Consider the following 15026-nt stretch of genomic DNA (forward strand, 5'->3'; position numbering starts at 1 on the left):
GGACGCATGAGCATGCTCGCCGCACGATCACCTTGGGGAAACGCCACATGAGCCCGACACTTGTCCGTGGTTGCCGCAAGCCGCTGGCGCTGGGCATCGCCTGCACCCTGGTGATGCCCTGGGCGGCGCAGGCACAGACCGCCGCGTCCGGCACCGTCAGTGCGCGCGAGCAGCAACTGGAGCAGCGCGTGGATCAGCTGGAGCAGGAACTGGCCCAGCTGAAGGCGATGATCCAGGCGCAGAAGCAGCAGCCAGCCAGCCAGCCGGCACCGGCCGCGCCGACACAGAACGTCGCCGCCGCGTCGGCCAAGCCAGTGTTCAACACCGCGCCAGGCACGTCGGTGGCCCTGCACGGCTTCATCAGCGCCACCGCCTTCGGCCAGAACAAGAGCTTCGTCTACGGCAATGGCCAGAATGCGGAGTATCCGGTGGCCGGTTCCAAAGGCTCGCTCAGCGGCGTGGACGTGCGCAACACGCGCTTCTGGCTCGACTTCAGCGGCGCCAAGTTTGCCGGGGACTGGGTGGGCGGCGGCCGCATCGAGATGGACTTCTTCGGCGGCTTCAACGGCACCGGCCCCTACAGCCAGCAGCAGCCCACGCCCCGCCTGCGCCAGGCCTACATGGACCTGACCAACCCGGACACCGGCAGCACGATACGCATCGGCCAGCAGTGGGAGCTGCTGTTCCCGCTCGACAACGTGACCGCCTCGCTGGCGCACATCGCCTTCCCGCTGGGTTTCGGCAGCGGCATGATCGGCTGGCGCTTTCCCGGCGTGGTGTGGATGCAGGACCTGAACCGCGGCAGCGAAGGCACGAGGTGGCGGCTGGACTTGGGCGCGTTCGAGGGTTCGTGGGACGGGCCGGACAGCAAGCCACCCAAAGGCAACAACATCAGCTACCTGACCGCCGGTAACGCCGGCTTCCGCCCGCAGCTGGAAGCGCGCCTGCACGCCCAGGGCAAGGACTGGCTGGCCTACGCCGTGGCGCACTACAGCGAGGTGAACCTGAAGGGCGTGGGGGGCACCGCGGCAACGCCGGTGCAGTCCAGCGTGAAGAGCGTGGGCTACGAGCTGGGCGGCCAGTGGAAGCCCGGCCCGTGGGTGTTCCGCGCGAATGCCTATACCGGCAAGGGTCTCGGCGAGGTGTTCGGCGACCTCTCGCAGTTCGGCGACATCAAGGATACCGGCGGCTACCTGCAGGCCGGCTACAACTTCACGCCGAACTGGAGCCTCAATGCACTCTACGCGACCAGCAAGCTCAACCGCAACGACGTGGTCCGCTGGATGGGCAACGGCGCTTCCGGCCTGCTGCGCAGCCGCCAGACCGGGCTGAACCTGGACTACGCGGCCGGCAGCTACGAGCTCGGCGTCGAATGGCTGTACGGCTGGCTCGACAGCACGACCAACGGCACGAACACCAGGACCACCAGCGGCAACCAGGTCAGCGTGAGCGCGCTGTACCACTTCTGAGCGGGGGCGGCGGAGACGCCGCCCTGCTTCCGTTCCACGCCAGCGGGCGCGCCCGCGACGACACGAGCCGGTGCGCGGTGCGTGGATGGCCCGCCGCGCGGGCTGGACACGGCATCCGGCACCACCATCCGACCACCTGGGGAACACCACGATGAGCGACGCGACCACGCAAGCGAAGTTTTCCAATCCGGCGCCGCTGGGCCTGGCCGGCTTCGCGCTGACCACCTGGCTGCTCAGCATGATCAACGCCGGCTGGTTCGGCGGCGAAGCCATGGGCATGGTACTGGCCTGCGCCCTGGCCTACGGCGGCACCGCACAGGCGATCGCCGGCGTGATGGAGCTGCCGCGGGGCAACACCTTCGGCGCCACCGCCTTCCTCAGCTACGGCGCGTTCTGGTGGTCGTTCGCGCTGTTCGTGCTGTTCCTGCACGACAAGGTGCCCGCCGCCTTCGTGGGCTGGTACCTGTTCCTGTGGGGCGTGTTCACCTTCTACATGTGGCTGGGCACGTTCCGTGCGCCGCGCGCGCTGCAACTGATTTTCCTGGCGCTGTGGATCACCTTCTTCCTGCTCGCGGCAGGCGAATGGACAGGCATGGCGGGGCTGCACCAGGCCGGCGGCTACATGGGCCTGCTCACCGCCATCCTGGCGTTCTACCTGTCCGCCGCCGAGATCATCAACGACAGCCGGCAGCGCACCGTGCTGCCGATCGGCGCACCCTGACCGCCGCCCTCCCTGCACGCATCCTCCGGGCAGCAGGCTGCAAGGTGTCGCCCGCCATGAGACATGGCGGGCGCACACTGCACCGATGGAATATCCAGACACGCCGCCCGCGGCCATCAAAGGCCGCGGCGCCGCCTCCAACCCCGAAGGGCGCTTCGAGACCATCCGCCATCACGCCGAGGACGACGGCTGGCAGGGCCGGCTGCTCGACGAAGCCGCGCCGCGGCCGCGCACCGAGGTCACCGAGGAGCGCGCGCGCAGCGTCATCACCCGCAACGACTCGCCCGACATCGCCTTCGAGCAGGCGCTGAACCCGTTCCGTGGCTGCGAACACGGCTGCATCTACTGCTTCGCGCGGCCCAGCCACAGCTACCTCAACCTCTCGCCGGGGCTGGACTTCGAGACGAGGATCCGCGCCAAGGGCAACCTTGCCGAGGTGCTGCGCGCCGAGCTGGCGAAACCCGGCTACGTGCCGAAGCCGATCAACATCGGCAGCAACACCGATCCCTACCAGCCCATCGAGAAGAAGTGGCGGCTCACCCGCGCCGCGCTGGAAGTGCTGGCCGAGTGCCGCCACCCGTGCACCATCGTCACCAAGAACGCGCTGGTGGAGCGCGACCTCGACATCCTCGCGCCGATGGCGCGCGAACGCCTGGTGCAGGTGTTCGTATCGGTGAACTCGCTGGACAACCACCTGGCCGCGAAACTGGAACCGCGTGCCAGCGCGCCGCTCCGGCGCCTGAAGGCCATCGCCGCCCTGGCCGCCGCGGGGGTGCCGGTGGGCGTGCTGGTGGCGCCGATCATCCCCGCGCTCAACGACAAGGACATGGAGGTGGTGCTGCAGCGCGCCCACGAGGCCGGCGCGCGCTGCGCCGGCTACACCGTGCTGCGCCTGCCGTGGGAGCTGAAGGCATTGTTCCGCGAATGGCTGGCCCTGCACGCGCCGCAGCGCGCCGAACACGTGATGAGCCTGGTGCGGCAGATGAACGGCGGCCGCGACTACGACAGTGACTTCCGCACGCGCATGCGCGGCCAGGGCGTGTTCGCGGAACTGCTGCGCAAGCGCTTTGAAGTGGCCTGCCGCAAACACGGCCTCGGCCGCACCCGCGAACTCCAGCTCGATGCCTCGCGCTTCGTGCCGCGGCGCAAGCCGTCGCCGCAGGGGCAGTTGTTCTGATCGAGCCAAGTGCCGGGGCGGCTCACAGGTCGATGCGCGCCCCGATCTCGATCAGCCGCCGCGACGGTATGCCGTAATAGGTCGTGGCGGGCGTGGCGTTGCGCGCCATCCAGGCGAACAGACGCGCGCGCCAGCGTGCAATGCGGTAGGACGGGTCGTCCTCGGCGCTGACCTTGTCGTGGCCGAGGAACCAGACGACCTTGTCCGCTTCCAGCGCGGAGTCGAGCTTGAGTTGCCGCAGCCGCGCCGGGATGTCGATGTGCTCGGCGAAACCGAAGCACAGCGTGACGCGCCAGAAGCCGTGTTCCAGTTCTTCGACCACACCACGCGCTTCGCGCGGTGCGCGCGGGTGGTCCAGCCCCTCCACGGTCAGCACCACGTTGCGCTCGTGCAGCACGTGGTTGTGTTCCACGTTGTGGCGCAGCGCCTGCGGCACCCATTCGAGGTCGCCGGTGAGGAACACCGCGGTGCCCGGCGCCTGCAGCGGCGGCTCCTCCTGCAGATGGTCGATGAAATCCGCAAGCTTCTCGCCCTCGGCGTGCAGCTGCCGGTTGACCAGCTGCCGGCCGCGCCGCCACACGGTCATCACCACCATCATCGCCAGCGCCAGCACCACCGGGAACCAGCCGCCATCCGGAAGCTTCAGCAGGTTTGCGCCGAAGAACGCGGCATCGACGCACAGATAGACGAGGCCGAACGCGCCCAGCCGCAGCGGCCCCCACCGCCAGCGCATGCGCGCCACCACCAGGAACAGCAGCGTGGTCAGCAGCATGGTGCCGCTCACCGCGATGCCGTAGGCGCCGGCCAGCCGTTCCGAACTGCGGAAGCCGAGAACCGCGGCCATCACCGCGACGAACAGCAGGAAGTTCACCGTGGGCAGGTAGATCTGGCCTTCCATGTCGTCGGAGGTGTGCTCCACCCGCGAGCGCGGCAGATAACCCAGCTGGATGCCCTGGCGCACCATCGAGAACGTGCCGGAGATCACCGCCTGTGAGGCGATCACGGTGGCCGCGGTGGCCAGCACGACCAGCGGATACAGCAGCGCGTGTGGCGCCAGCGAGTACAGCGGGTGCTGCGCCGCCGACGCGTCGGCGAGCAGCAGGGCGCCTTGTCCCGCGTAGCTCAGCAGCAGCGCCGGCAGCACCAGGCCGAACCACGACAGACGGATCGGCAGGCTGCCGAAATGGCCGATGTCGGCATACAGCGCCTCGCCCCCGGTCATCACCAGCACCACCGCGCCGAGCGAGGCGAAGCCCTTGAAGCCGTGGTGCAGCATGTACGCCATCGCCCAGTACGGATCGACCGCCGCCAGCACCTCCGGATGGCGCAGCAGGGCACGCACGCCCAGCGCCGCCAGGCTCAGCAGCCACAGCGTCATCACCGGCCCGAACAGCGAGCCGACCAGCGCGCTGCCGCGCTTCTGCAGGAGGAACAGCAGCACGATGATGGCCGCGCCGATCGGCAACACCCAGCGGCCGAGATCCGGCGAGGCCAGCTTCAGTCCTTCCACCGCCGAGAGCACGGAGATCGCCGGCGTGATCACGCTGTCGCCGAAGAACAGCGCCGCGCCGGCCAGCCCCAGCATGACCACCCACCAGCAGGCGCGCCGATGCCGGCGCACCGCGTTACGGGCAAGTGCCGCCAACGCCATCATGCCGCCCTCGCCGCGGTTGTCCGCGCGCATCACGAACAGCACGTACTTGACGCTGACCACCAGCACCAGCGTCCAGAAGACCAGTGACAGCAGCCCGAGGATGTTGTCGTGCCGGGGCGCGATGCCATCCTTGGCGAAGGCCTGCTGCAGCGCATACAGCGGACTGGTGGCGATATCGCCGAACACCACGCCAACGGCGCCGAGCAGCAGCCTGGGCAGCGCCGGTTCGCCCCCGGTGTCGTGATCGCCGTCGTCTTTGGTTTTCTCTGCTTCCAAGGGGCGCGCGTGGTCCGGGGGAGTGCCTCGCCGGCCACCCATGTGATCGAGGTCAATGGACGATGTGGCCACCGGCGTGTGCGGCGCGTGATCGGCAGATGAAATCGCGGAACACGGCAGCGCCGGCGTTCGCGGCGGAACACATCCCGCTCGCAGGCTCGCCGGTTCCGTGACCAGGCTCCCCGGACCGTGGCTGGCTTTCTTCCGCGCGGGGAAAGCCAGCCGTTCCGCGGCTACTTCGCCGCCGGCAGGTACTTCGCGAACCAGTCCAGCGAGCGCTGCTGCATGTCGCGGACGTGCTTGGGGTCCTCGAAGTGGTGGCCTTCGTTCGGGTAGACCACCAGCTGGACGGGTACGCCCAGCGTCTTCAGCGCGTGCCAGTACTCGAAGGACTGCGGCGCGGGGCATTCCTCGTCGCGGTCGCCGACGATGATCAGGGTCGGCGTCTTCGCCTGCTTGATGAAGCTGATCGCCGAGCTCTTGGCGTACACCGCAGGGTCGTCGTACAGGCTGGCGCCGAAGTAGGGGATCATCCACTGGTCGATCTGGTTCTCGCCGTAGTAGCTCTGCCAGTCGGAGATGCCCGCGCCGGCGACCACCGCGCGGAAGCGCTGGGTCCGGGTGGGTGCGAACATGCTCATGAAGCCGCCGTAGCTCCAGCCGGTGAGGCCGAGGCGGTGGTCGTCCACCGGCGCCATCTTTTCCACCGCATCGATGCCGGCGAGGATGTCGCGCAGGTCGCCATAGCCGAAGTCCTTGCGGTTGGCCTGCACGAAGGGCTCGCCCTGGCCGTAGCTGCCGCGCGGGTTGGGCATGAACTGGAAGTAGCCGCTGGCGGCGTACATCGCCCCCATGCCCGGCCAGCTCGACATCACGCCCCAGGCCGGCCCGCCATGCACGCTGACGATCATCGGATAGGTCTTGTGCGGGTCGTAGTCGGCGGGGTACAGCAGCCAGCCCTGCACGTCGCGACCCTCGCTCTTCCACTCCACCGATACCGCCTTGCCCCAGGCAGGCCTGAGGGCGGCGTTGAGCGTGGTGATGGCCGGTGGCGGCGTGCTGCCTAGCTTGCCGGCGTGCACCTCCGGCGCGTGCTCGTAGGAGGTCTGCACGTAGGCGACGCGCTGATGGTCGGCCGACAGCGACACCGAGAGCACGGCGCCGCCGGCGCCGATCATCGCGGGCAGCGTGAAGTACGGCGCCTGCGCGCTGGCGCGGTCGCCGTGCAGGTCGTACTTGGCCAGCTGCGCCTTGCCCTTGGCGTTCTGGCTCACCAGCAAGCTGTCCTTGCCGGTCCAGGTAAACCATTGCGGCGTCACGGTGATGCCGGGGGTGAGGTTGCTCAGCGCCCCGCCATTCGACGGAACGCTGTAGAGGTCGCCGCCGGTGGCGCCCTGGTCACTCATCAGGCCGCCGATGAAAGCGATCCGCGAGCCGTCCGGCGACCAGCGCGGCAGCGCCATCTGCAGGCCATGCAGCGGGCCGGCCACGGTGGACGGATCGACGATGGCGCTTGGCGCGGCGCCTGCGCGCGCGTCCTGCACGTAGAGCTTCGCAACCCACCAGTTGTTGTCGCCCGGCGGGGGCGCGGCGGTATAGGCGATGCGCGAGCCGTCCGGCGAGAAATCGAATTCGTAGGCGTACAGCGCGGCAGGCGTCAGCACGTGCAGCGCGCCGTTGCCGGCGTCGAGGCTGGCCACGCGCTGCACTTCCTCGTGCTCGTCCTCGCCGATCACGCCCACCTGTGGCTTGCCCGCGGCGGTGGCGCTGGCATGGCGCGTGGCGCCGGGCACGTAGAGGAACCCGAGTTGCTTGCCGTCGGCCGTCCAGACCAGCGCGCGGGCATAGCCGCCCAGCTTCGCCAGCTCGTGCGGCGCGGCCGTGCCGGCCACGTCGGCGAGGTAGACGTCGTTGTGCATCGCCTCGGTATTGGTGAGGTCCTTGCCGCAGTTCGCGATGAAGGCGAGCCGGCGCGAATCCGGCGACCAGGCGATGTCGCGCTTGTCGCAGCCGGCCAGCGCCTTGCCCACGTCCAGCGCATGCGCGCCATGGCCGTCGGCATCGGCCAGTTCGATGGCGGGCTGCTTGCCTTCGCGTACCCATGCCAGCCGGGTGCCATCGGGAGAGACCGCCACGGCGCCGATGCGCTTGACCTGACCGAGCCGGGTCTGCAGCTGCTCGATGTGCGATCCCGCCCGGGGCGCGGTGTCGGCCGCCTGCAGTACCCACGGCGTGGCCAGCAGGGCGAGGGAAACAAGCAGATGCGAGGATTTCGGCATGGCGCTGGGCCCGGCGGGGTGAAGCGGCCACGCTACAACCCGCGTCGCCGGACCGCATGTGCAGGTAGTCACTCCGGGGTGCTGGCCGCTCAGGGCACAGCGTTCGGGCCGGCCTGGGGCACCCTGCGCAGCTTCGCCATGTCGTAACCCAGCGCAGCGACCCGTGTCTGCAGCATCGCCCAGTCCGCCGCCCGGACGGTGGGCGTGCGCGCAAACACCCAAGCGTAGTCGCGGGCATCGCGGGCCACGATCATCTCGCTGTAGTCGGGCTTGAGCCAAGCCACGATGTACTGCGACCTGAGCGGCCAGAAGACCTGCACGCCCCACACCGCGCCGCCGCTGCCGGGCCGTACAAGGGCGGTCGCGTGGATCCGTTTCAGCGGGCCGTCGGCGGCATTCTTGTTGAAGCGCAGCGTGGTGCGGATGTTGCCGTCGGGCTGCAGCGTATAGGTCTGCACCGCGTTCCACGCATCGTGTTCGAACACGGTGGGGATGGCGGCGATCATGTACCACGTGCCCATGAAACGCGGCAGGTCGACCTGCGGCACGGGCGGGATCGGCGGCAGCGTGCCGGCCGTGGCGATACCGGAAACCAACGCCAGGCCCAGCGCAAGCATGCGGGCCGCGAGCGTGGCGTTGCCTGTTCTCATGGCCGCACGAAGCGGTAATGCGCCACCAGCCATTCCTGGCCGCCGGCGTAGCCGAACAATTCGGCGCAGGCCATCCAGAACATGCGCCAGCGCTGGAACCACAGCGCGGCATGCTCGCCGTAGGCGCGGTGCAGCACGGCCATCACCGCGTCGCGCTGGCCGTCCTGCCGCGCCAGCCAGTGGTTGGCGGTCTTCTGGTAGTGCGTGCCGTCCACCAGCCAGCGCCGGTCGATGGCAAGCGCCTGCTGGAAATGCAGCAAGGTGTCGGCGGCCGGCATCAGGCCGCCGGTGAAGAAGTGCCGCCCCATCCAGTTGTCCGCGCCTGCCGTCTCGAACGGATAGGCCAGCCCGCGGTGCGTGAAGATATGCACGAACAGCTTGCCGCCGGGTGCCAGCCAGCCGGCGATGCGCTGCATCAGCACCTGGTAGTTGCGCATGTGCTCGAACATCTCGATCGAGACACAGCGGTCGAACTGTCCCGCCGCCATGGCCAGCGTGTTCACGTCGTGGGTCAGCACGTGGACGTTGGTCAGGCCGCGCAGCCGGCACTGCGCCTCGATGTGGCGGCGCTGGCCGTGCGAGTTGGAGACGGCGGTGATGCGCGCCCCGGGATAGCGCGCGGCCATCCACAGCGTCAGCGAACCCCAGCCGCAGCCGAGCTCCAGGATGCGCTGGCCGTCGGCCAGTTCGGCGCGCTCGCCGTACAGCGACAGCATCGCCTCCTCCGCCTCGGCCAACGTCTCGTCGCCGCGCGGGTAGTAGCAGCACGAGTATTTCAGGCGCGGGCCGAGGCAATGCTCGAAGAACGCCGGCGGCAACTCGTAGTGTTGCGCATTCGCCGCCGCCGTCTCGATGGCCACCGGGCTGTGCCGCAGCAGGTCGATCAGCCGCGCCTGACGTTCGGCCTGTGCGGCCAGGCCGCCCGCATGCTCCTCGCGCAGGCGCTGGGCGCACATCCGGCGGATGCCGAGGCGTAGCAGCGCGTCGGGCAGCAGGCCGCGCTCGGCAAGGCCGAGCACGCCCGGCGCGACGCGGTCGGGGGACAGTTCGGCAGTGTCCAGGGCAACGGTACTCATCGTTCGGTCCTCGGGTCGCGGGAGCGTTTTGGAAACCATGGGAACAGCATCGGCGTGCTGCGCTGGTAGGCGCGGTAATCCTCGCCGCGCGTGCGCAGCGCCTGGGCCTCGGTGAACGGGATGCCGCTGATGAAGCGCAGGAAGAAGAACATCAGCAGCGGCCCGCTCCATGCCAGCCAGGCGAGCGGCGAGCCGACGGCAAGTACGACGTACGCGAACCAGTGCAGCCATTCGAAGAAATAGTTCGGGTGGCGCGAATAGCGCCACAGGCCGTCGCGGCAGGTCCGCCCGCGCTGCCGCGGATCGGCGCGGAAGCGCGCAAGCTGGGCGTCGGCGACGGCTTCGCCGAGCACCCCGCCGACCCAGATCGCCACGCCCGCCACCAGCCAGGGGGGTGAGGTCACCGGGTTGGTCGCTACCGCCACGAAGGGCAGGGCGAACAACGGAATCAGCAGCGCCTGGAACTGGAAGAACGCGAACAGCTTGCGCTGGTCGCCCTGCCAATGCTCGCGCAGCGCGCGGTAGCGGCCGTCCTCGGGCTCATGCGCCACGCGCCGCCACAGGTGCCGCGCCAGGCGCAAGCCCCACAGGCCGCCCAGCAGGCCGAGCGCCAGGCGTGGTGCCTGCGCGCCGGGACCAAGCAGCGCCAGCAGCACCGCACTGCCGCCCAGGCCTGCGGCCCACAGCACGTCGACGATGCCCGTGTTGGCGTGGCGCCGCTGCCAGCGCCAACCCAGCGCCATCATCAGCACGGCCAGCAGCCATACCAGCAACAGGGTCAGCCACGCGTTCATGGCCCGCCCCGTGCCGCTTCGGCCTGCAGCCAGTGCCGCGCCAGCGTGGCGAGCAGCGGCAACGCGATGGCCCAGCCCGCGGCGAGGGCCAGCAGGCTTGGCCACATCGGCATGGGCAGCAGCACTGCGTGCCAGCCACGCGCGGCGCCAAGGTACGCCAGCGGCCCGCCGAACGCGCCGAACACCGCGGCAAGCACGGGCCGCGCATGCAGGTAGCCGAACAGCGGCACGATGGTCAGCGCAAAAGCCAGCCACAGCGACATCAGCCATGCCGGCGACTCGGCCCATGGCCATGGCGTGGCGTAGCTCACCAGGCCGCTGCGCACCCACAGGTTCTCCAGGATCACGCCGAGCAGCAGTGCGACCACGACCAGCCGCCCTTCGACGCGTCGACGCGCCGATATCGCCAGCCGCCACGCGGCGAACGCCAGCGCACCGGCCACGCCGGGCCACCATTGCCCATGGCCCGCGCCGATCACGGCGGCGAACCAGACGACTTCGTAGGCGATCAGGGTGAGCCAGAAGTTCATGCCGCGCCGCGCTCCATGCCGGAGCCTTCGCGCCGCCACCGGGGGCGGGCCATGAGCAGGTGCGACACGCCGATCGAACGTTCGCGGAAGCCGCCCTCGCAATAGGCAAGGTAGAACTCCCACATCCGGATGAAGCGCTCGTCGAAGCCCTGCGCGCGCACCTCGGGCAGCTTCGCCATGAAGCGTTCGCGCCAGGCATGCAAGGTGCGCGCGTAGGAGTCGCCGAAATCCTCCTGCGCGATCAGGCCAAGGTCGCTGCTGCGGGACTTGGCCGCCAGCATCGCGCTGAGCGAGGGGATGAAGCTGCCCGGGAACACGTGGCGCTTGATGAAATCCACCGAGGCCAGCGCCTGCGCGTAACGGTGGTCCTCGATGGTGATCGCCTGCAGCAGGGCCAGGCCGTCGGGCTTGAGCAGGCGGCCGAGCTGGTGGAAATACACGTCGAGATATTCGGCGCCGATGGCCTCGATCATCTCGATCGATACCAGCTTGTCGAACTGGCCGTCGAGGTCGCGGTAATCCTGCAGCAGTACATGCACGCGATCGGCCAGGCCTGCCGCCGCCACGCGCTCGCGCGCCAGCGCGTGCTGCTCCTGCGAGATCGTGGTGGTCGTGACGTGGCACCCGTAGTGCTTCGCCGCGTGCAGTGCGAAGCCGCCCCAGCCGGTGCCGATCTCCACCACGCGGTCGCCGGGCTTGAGGTCGAGCTTGCGGCAGATCAGGTCGAGCTTGCGCGCGGACGCGGCTTCCAGCGTGTCGTCGGCGCCGGCCCAGTACGCCGAGGAGTACATCAGGTCGCGCGACAGGAACAAGCCGAAGAAATCGTTGCCGAGGTCGTAATGCGCGGCGATGTTGCGCCGGCTGCCGTGGCGCGTGTTGCGCCGGAGGACATGCAGCGCGCGCATCGCCATGCCGCCGAGGCGCGCCAGCCCGGTTTCCATGCCGTCGAGCAGGTCGCGGTTGCGCAGCAGCAGGCGGATCAGGCCGACCAGGTCGCTGCAGCGCCATTGGCCGTCCATCCAGGCCTCGCCGGCGCCCACGCTGCCGTTGGCCGCGACGGCGCGGTAGAAGGCGGGGTCGATCACGTCGATCTGCACGGCCAGGTCGGTGGGTTCGCCGGCCGGCGTGCCCAGGACCGTGGTGCCCAGCGCGTCGCGCAGGGCCAGCCGGCCGTGGCCGAAGCCCGCCAGTTGCTTCAGCAGGCGCGCGCGCAGGAAACGGTCGAGGCCGCCGATGGATACGTCGATGTCGTCTTGGACGATGGCATTCATGGCGAGCCTCGGGAAGTCTGCGGGTGGTCGTGGAAGGGGTTGCGTTTCAGCCACAGGCGCAGCGCGTTCCAGTAGATCGCGCCCACTACCTGGGCCGTCATCAGCGGGTAGCGCCACAGCACGCGTGCCAGCGCGGCGCCGGTGAGCGGCAGGCGCTCCAGGTACAGGTGCGCATCGAACTGGCGCTCGCCGTCGCGCAACACGTTCATGTGCACCTGGAGGTCGTCGCCGGGCACGCTGAAGCGCCAGTCGTAGTCGCGGTCCATCGGCATGAAGGGCGAGACGTGGAAGGTCTTGGGGAAATCCCAGCGCAGCAGGTGCCCCCGGGTTTGCGCGGTCTCGCGCGGCAATACGTAGGCGTGGCGTTCGTGCCACGGCGTATTGGTGATCTCGGCAACGATGCACTCCAGCGTATCGCCGTCCTCGCCGTAGCAGTAATAGAAGCTCACTGGATTGAAGACGATGCCGCCGTAGCGCAGGTGCGTGAGCAGGCGGATCGGCCCGGCCGGGCGTCGGCCGACGGCCTGCTGCACCCGCAGGCGAACCGCATCGGCCAGCGGCATCTCGGCCGGCCCCAGGTAGTCGCTGCGGCGGAACTCGGCGAGGTTGCGGCGTCCGTTCGACCACAGCCAACGGTTCGCGAACACCCGGTCCAGTTCGTCCAGGTCGAGGTACAGCTGCGCCATGCGATAGGAAAAGGCATGCGGGTGCGGCGTCGTCCGGCGATGCCACACCGTGCCCTCGTACACCGCGCTGCGCAGCGCATCGTTCACGCGGGCTCTCCGACCGGATGCCGCGGCCTGGCGGGCGCGGCGCCGTCCCAGCGCACGTCGAGCGCGGCTGCGACGTCCACCGCGCTGCGCATGCCGTCCTCGTGGAAACCCCAGCCCCAGTAGGCGCCGGCGAACCAGGTGCGGTTGACGCCCTGGATCTCCGCCTTGCGCCGCTGCGCCGCCACCGAGCCATGCGTGTACACCGGATGGTGGTAGCGCAGGCGACGCAGCACCCTGGCCGGGTCGACCGCCTTGCTGCGGTTGAGCGTGACTACGAGGGGTTCGGGCGAGTCGAGCGACTGCAGCAGGTTCATGCAGTAGCTGACCGTGCAAGGCGCATCGGGCTCGCGCGGGATGAAGGCATTCCATGCGGCCCAGGCCTTGCGCCGCCGCGGCAGCAGCGCGGCGTCGGTGTGCAGCACCACGTCGTTGGCCTGGTACGGGATCGCGCCGAGGATCGCGCGCTCGCGGTCGCTGGCGTCGGCCAGCAGGGCCAGCGCCTGGTCGCTGTGGCACGCCAGCACCGCGTGGTCGAATCGTTCGGAGCCGGTGTCCGTCGTCACTTCCACACCCGCCACGTCGCGCCGGATCGCGCGCACCGGGCTGCATAGCCGCTCGTGCACCCTCCAGATTCTGCGCAGCGCGCGCACGTAGGTGGCCGAGCCGCCGCGCACCACGCGCCATTCCGGCCGGCCGGCCACCTGCAGCATCTGATGGTTCGCCATGAACTGCACCAGGTAGCGCGCGGGAAACGCCAGGATCTGCTCGGGCGGCGACGACCACAGCGCCGAGGCCATCGGCACCAGGTGTTCGTCGCGGAACGCGGCGCCGTAACGGTGTTCCGCGAGCCAGTCGCCCAGCGTGGGGCCTTGCCGTGGACCATCGAGCAGGGCCGGCGCCTCGCGGTAGAAGCGGAACAGGTCGCGCACCATGCCCAGGAAGCGCGGCGACAGCAAATTGCGTCGCTGGCAGAACAAGGTATCCAGCGAGGTGGCGTTGTATTCCAGCCCGCTGGCCTCGTTGTGCACCGCGAAGCTCATCGTGGTGGGCTGCGAGGCCACGCCGAGCTCGTCGAACAACTGCGTCAGCAAGGGGTAGTGCACCGGGTTGTGCACGATGAAGCCGGTGTCCACCGCGTAATGGCGGCCACCGAGCTCGATGTCGTGGGTATGTGTGTGGCCGCCCAGGTAGTGGTTCGCCTCGAACAGCGTCACCTCGTGGCGGCGCGACAGCAGCCACGCCGAGGCCAGGCCCGCGATCCCCGATCCGATGACTGCGATGCGCATCTCAGCGCTCCGCCTTGCCAAGCACCCAGGCGGGCACCGGTTTCAGGTCGCGTACCAGCCCGAGCAGAGCCATCAGCTTGAGGCCGTACCAGGTCAGGTCGACTTCCCACCAGCGGAAGCCCTGCCGGGCGCTGCCGGGGAAGTAATGGTGATTGTTGTGCCAGCCCTCGCCGAAGGTGAGCAGGGCCAGCCACGGATTGTTGCGGCTGTCGTCGCCCGTGGCGAAGCGGCGCGAGCCGAAGCGGTGGGCCAGCGAGTTGATCGTCACCGTGGCGTGGAACAGCACCACGGTGGATACGAAGAAGCCCCACACCAGCATCTGGCCGCCGCCGGTGTGCCACTGCGGCGCCACGTGCTGCAGCAGCACGCCGAGGAAATACAGCGCCACCGCCAGCAGCACCGGCACGGCGATGTCGTAGCGATCCAGCCAGCGCAGCTCGGGATATTTCGCCAGGTCCGGCACCCGGTCCAGCTCGGTGCGGAATGCCCGCGGGGTCAGGAACCAGCCCATGTGGCTCCACAAGAAGCCATGCACGCCGGGCGAATGCGGATCGAGCGCGGTATCGGCATGGCGGTGGTGGTTGCGGTGGTGCGCCGCCCACCACAGCGGACCGCGCTGCACGCAGGCGGCCCCGATCACCGCGAACACGAACTGCACCGCACGCGAGGTGCGGAAGGTTTTGTGCGAGAAGTAGCGATGGTAGAAACCAGTGAGTGCGAACATGCGCACCGCGTACAACGCCGCGGCCACGATCAGCGCCGCTGGCGACACTCCCGCCCAGATCACGGCGAGGCAGGCCAGGTGCATCGCCACGAACGGCGCGGCGCGCAGCCAGTCGATGCGGTCCGCGCCCGGCCCTTCCGGCGACGTCGGCGCGCCCGCGGTGTCAAACCACTGGCGCAGGCTGCGCCGGCTCGCTGGCGCGTCAGCCATGCTTGCAGTGGTGGCGTGGTGGATGGGCATGGCGGCGATCCGGTTGCGTGTCGTCGAGAGATACGAGCCAGTCCGCCAAATGGATGCAGCTATCGCGGTTCCCGCACTGCATCCGAATGGCATCGGGCTGCGTATG

General features: G+C 69.4%; 13 protein-coding genes. 3 read left to right on the forward strand and 10 right to left on the reverse strand.

Translation table 11 applies throughout. The annotated features are described in order from the left end of the window. Nucleotides 1-47 precede the first annotated feature (47 nt). The 3 genes from AC2EWF_RS08725 (at nt 48) to AC2EWF_RS08735 (ending at nt 3367) form a co-directional block, all read left to right on the forward strand. Nucleotides 48-1469 (forward strand): hypothetical protein, encoded by a 1422-nt coding sequence (locus AC2EWF_RS08725; RefSeq protein ID WP_483638966.1) that lies wholly within the window; start codon nt 48-50, stop codon nt 1467-1469. A 151-nt stretch (nt 1470-1620) separates the two neighbouring features. Next, nucleotides 1621-2190, forward strand: coding sequence for an acetate uptake transporter (locus AC2EWF_RS08730; protein ID WP_483638967.1), 570 nt, complete (start codon nt 1621-1623; stop codon nt 2188-2190). A gap of 85 nt (nt 2191-2275) precedes the next feature. Then, a complete protein-coding gene (locus tag AC2EWF_RS08735; RefSeq protein WP_483638968.1) occupies nt 2276-3367 on the forward strand; it encodes a PA0069 family radical SAM protein in 1092 nt (363 codons plus the stop codon). A gap of 22 nt (nt 3368-3389) precedes the next feature. Here the strand turns inward: AC2EWF_RS08735 and AC2EWF_RS08740 are convergent, their stop codons facing one another. From AC2EWF_RS08740 to AC2EWF_RS08785, 10 genes are all read right to left on the reverse strand, one after another. After that, nucleotides 3390-5297 (reverse strand): potassium transporter Kup, encoded by a 1908-nt coding sequence (locus tag AC2EWF_RS08740; RefSeq protein ID WP_483638969.1) that lies wholly within the window; start codon nt 5295-5297, stop codon nt 3390-3392. 233 nt (nt 5298-5530) lie between these two features. Further along, nucleotides 5531-7576: a S9 family peptidase gene (locus AC2EWF_RS08745; RefSeq protein WP_483638970.1), complete on the reverse strand. Its 2046-nt coding sequence runs from the start codon at nt 7574-7576 to the stop codon at nt 5531-5533. A gap of 89 nt (nt 7577-7665) precedes the next feature. Then, complete coding sequence (locus tag AC2EWF_RS08750) at nt 7666-8193, reverse strand: lipocalin family protein (RefSeq protein WP_483639133.1); 528 nt, start codon at nt 8191-8193, stop codon at nt 7666-7668. A gap of 29 nt (nt 8194-8222) precedes the next feature. Further along, nucleotides 8223-9302 (reverse strand): SAM-dependent methyltransferase, encoded by a 1080-nt coding sequence (locus tag AC2EWF_RS08755; protein ID WP_483638971.1) that lies wholly within the window; start codon nt 9300-9302, stop codon nt 8223-8225. Continuing rightward, nucleotides 9299-10096, reverse strand: coding sequence for a DUF1295 domain-containing protein (locus AC2EWF_RS08760; RefSeq protein ID WP_483638972.1), 798 nt, complete (start codon nt 10094-10096; stop codon nt 9299-9301). The genes AC2EWF_RS08755 and AC2EWF_RS08760 overlap by 4 nt, the downstream gene beginning before the upstream one ends. Then, the gene (locus AC2EWF_RS08765; protein WP_483638973.1) at nt 10093-10626 is read right to left on the reverse strand and encodes a DUF2878 domain-containing protein; all 534 of its coding nucleotides are present in this window, start codon (nt 10624-10626) and stop codon (nt 10093-10095) included. Before AC2EWF_RS08765 ends, AC2EWF_RS08760 begins: the two co-directional genes overlap by 4 nt. Then, complete coding sequence (locus AC2EWF_RS08770) at nt 10623-11897, reverse strand: class I SAM-dependent methyltransferase (RefSeq protein ID WP_483638974.1); 1275 nt, start codon at nt 11895-11897, stop codon at nt 10623-10625. Before AC2EWF_RS08770 ends, AC2EWF_RS08765 begins: the two co-directional genes overlap by 4 nt. Next, nucleotides 11894-12670, reverse strand: a complete 777-nt coding sequence (locus AC2EWF_RS08775; protein ID WP_483638975.1) for a DUF1365 domain-containing protein — start codon at nt 12668-12670, stop codon at nt 11894-11896. The genes AC2EWF_RS08770 and AC2EWF_RS08775 overlap by 4 nt, the downstream gene beginning before the upstream one ends. Beyond that, the gene (locus tag AC2EWF_RS08780) at nt 12667-13956 is read right to left on the reverse strand and encodes an NAD(P)/FAD-dependent oxidoreductase (protein WP_483638976.1); all 1290 of its coding nucleotides are present in this window, start codon (nt 13954-13956) and stop codon (nt 12667-12669) included. Before AC2EWF_RS08780 ends, AC2EWF_RS08775 begins: the two co-directional genes overlap by 4 nt. A gap of 1 nt (nt 13957) precedes the next feature. Beyond that, the gene (locus tag AC2EWF_RS08785) at nt 13958-14920 is read right to left on the reverse strand and encodes an acyl-CoA desaturase (protein WP_483638977.1); all 963 of its coding nucleotides are present in this window, start codon (nt 14918-14920) and stop codon (nt 13958-13960) included. Nucleotides 14921-15026: the final 106 nt, after the last annotated feature.

The organism is Rhodanobacter sp. sgz306013, assembly GCF_057031145.1.

Excerpts from the sequence above, each read along its gene's own strand:
- AC2EWF_RS08725 (WP_483638966.1), top strand. The coding sequence starts at position 48 with ATGAGCCCGACACTTGTCCGTGGTTGCCGCAAGCCGCTGGCGCTGGGC.
- AC2EWF_RS08730 (WP_483638967.1), top strand. The coding sequence starts at position 1,621 with ATGAGCGACGCGACCACGCAAGCGAAGTTTTCCAATCCGGCGCCGCTG.
- AC2EWF_RS08735 (WP_483638968.1), top strand. The coding sequence starts at position 2,276 with ATGGAATATCCAGACACGCCGCCCGCGGCCATCAAAGGCCGCGGCGCC.
- AC2EWF_RS08745 (WP_483638970.1), bottom strand. The coding sequence starts at position 7,576 with ATGCCGAAATCCTCGCATCTGCTTGTTTCCCTCGCCCTGCTGGCCACG.
- AC2EWF_RS08750 (WP_483639133.1), bottom strand. The coding sequence starts at position 8,193 with ATGCTTGCGCTGGGCCTGGCGTTGGTTTCCGGTATCGCCACGGCCGGC.
- AC2EWF_RS08755 (WP_483638971.1), bottom strand. The coding sequence starts at position 9,302 with ATGAGTACCGTTGCCCTGGACACTGCCGAACTGTCCCCCGACCGCGTC.
- AC2EWF_RS08760 (WP_483638972.1), bottom strand. The coding sequence starts at position 10,096 with ATGAACGCGTGGCTGACCCTGTTGCTGGTATGGCTGCTGGCCGTGCTG.
- AC2EWF_RS08765 (WP_483638973.1), bottom strand. The coding sequence starts at position 10,626 with ATGAACTTCTGGCTCACCCTGATCGCCTACGAAGTCGTCTGGTTCGCC.
- AC2EWF_RS08770 (WP_483638974.1), bottom strand. The coding sequence starts at position 11,897 with ATGAATGCCATCGTCCAAGACGACATCGACGTATCCATCGGCGGCCTC.
- AC2EWF_RS08780 (WP_483638976.1), bottom strand. The coding sequence starts at position 13,956 with ATGCGCATCGCAGTCATCGGATCGGGGATCGCGGGCCTGGCCTCGGCG.
- AC2EWF_RS08785 (WP_483638977.1), bottom strand. The coding sequence starts at position 14,920 with ATGCCCATCCACCACGCCACCACTGCAAGCATGGCTGACGCGCCAGCG.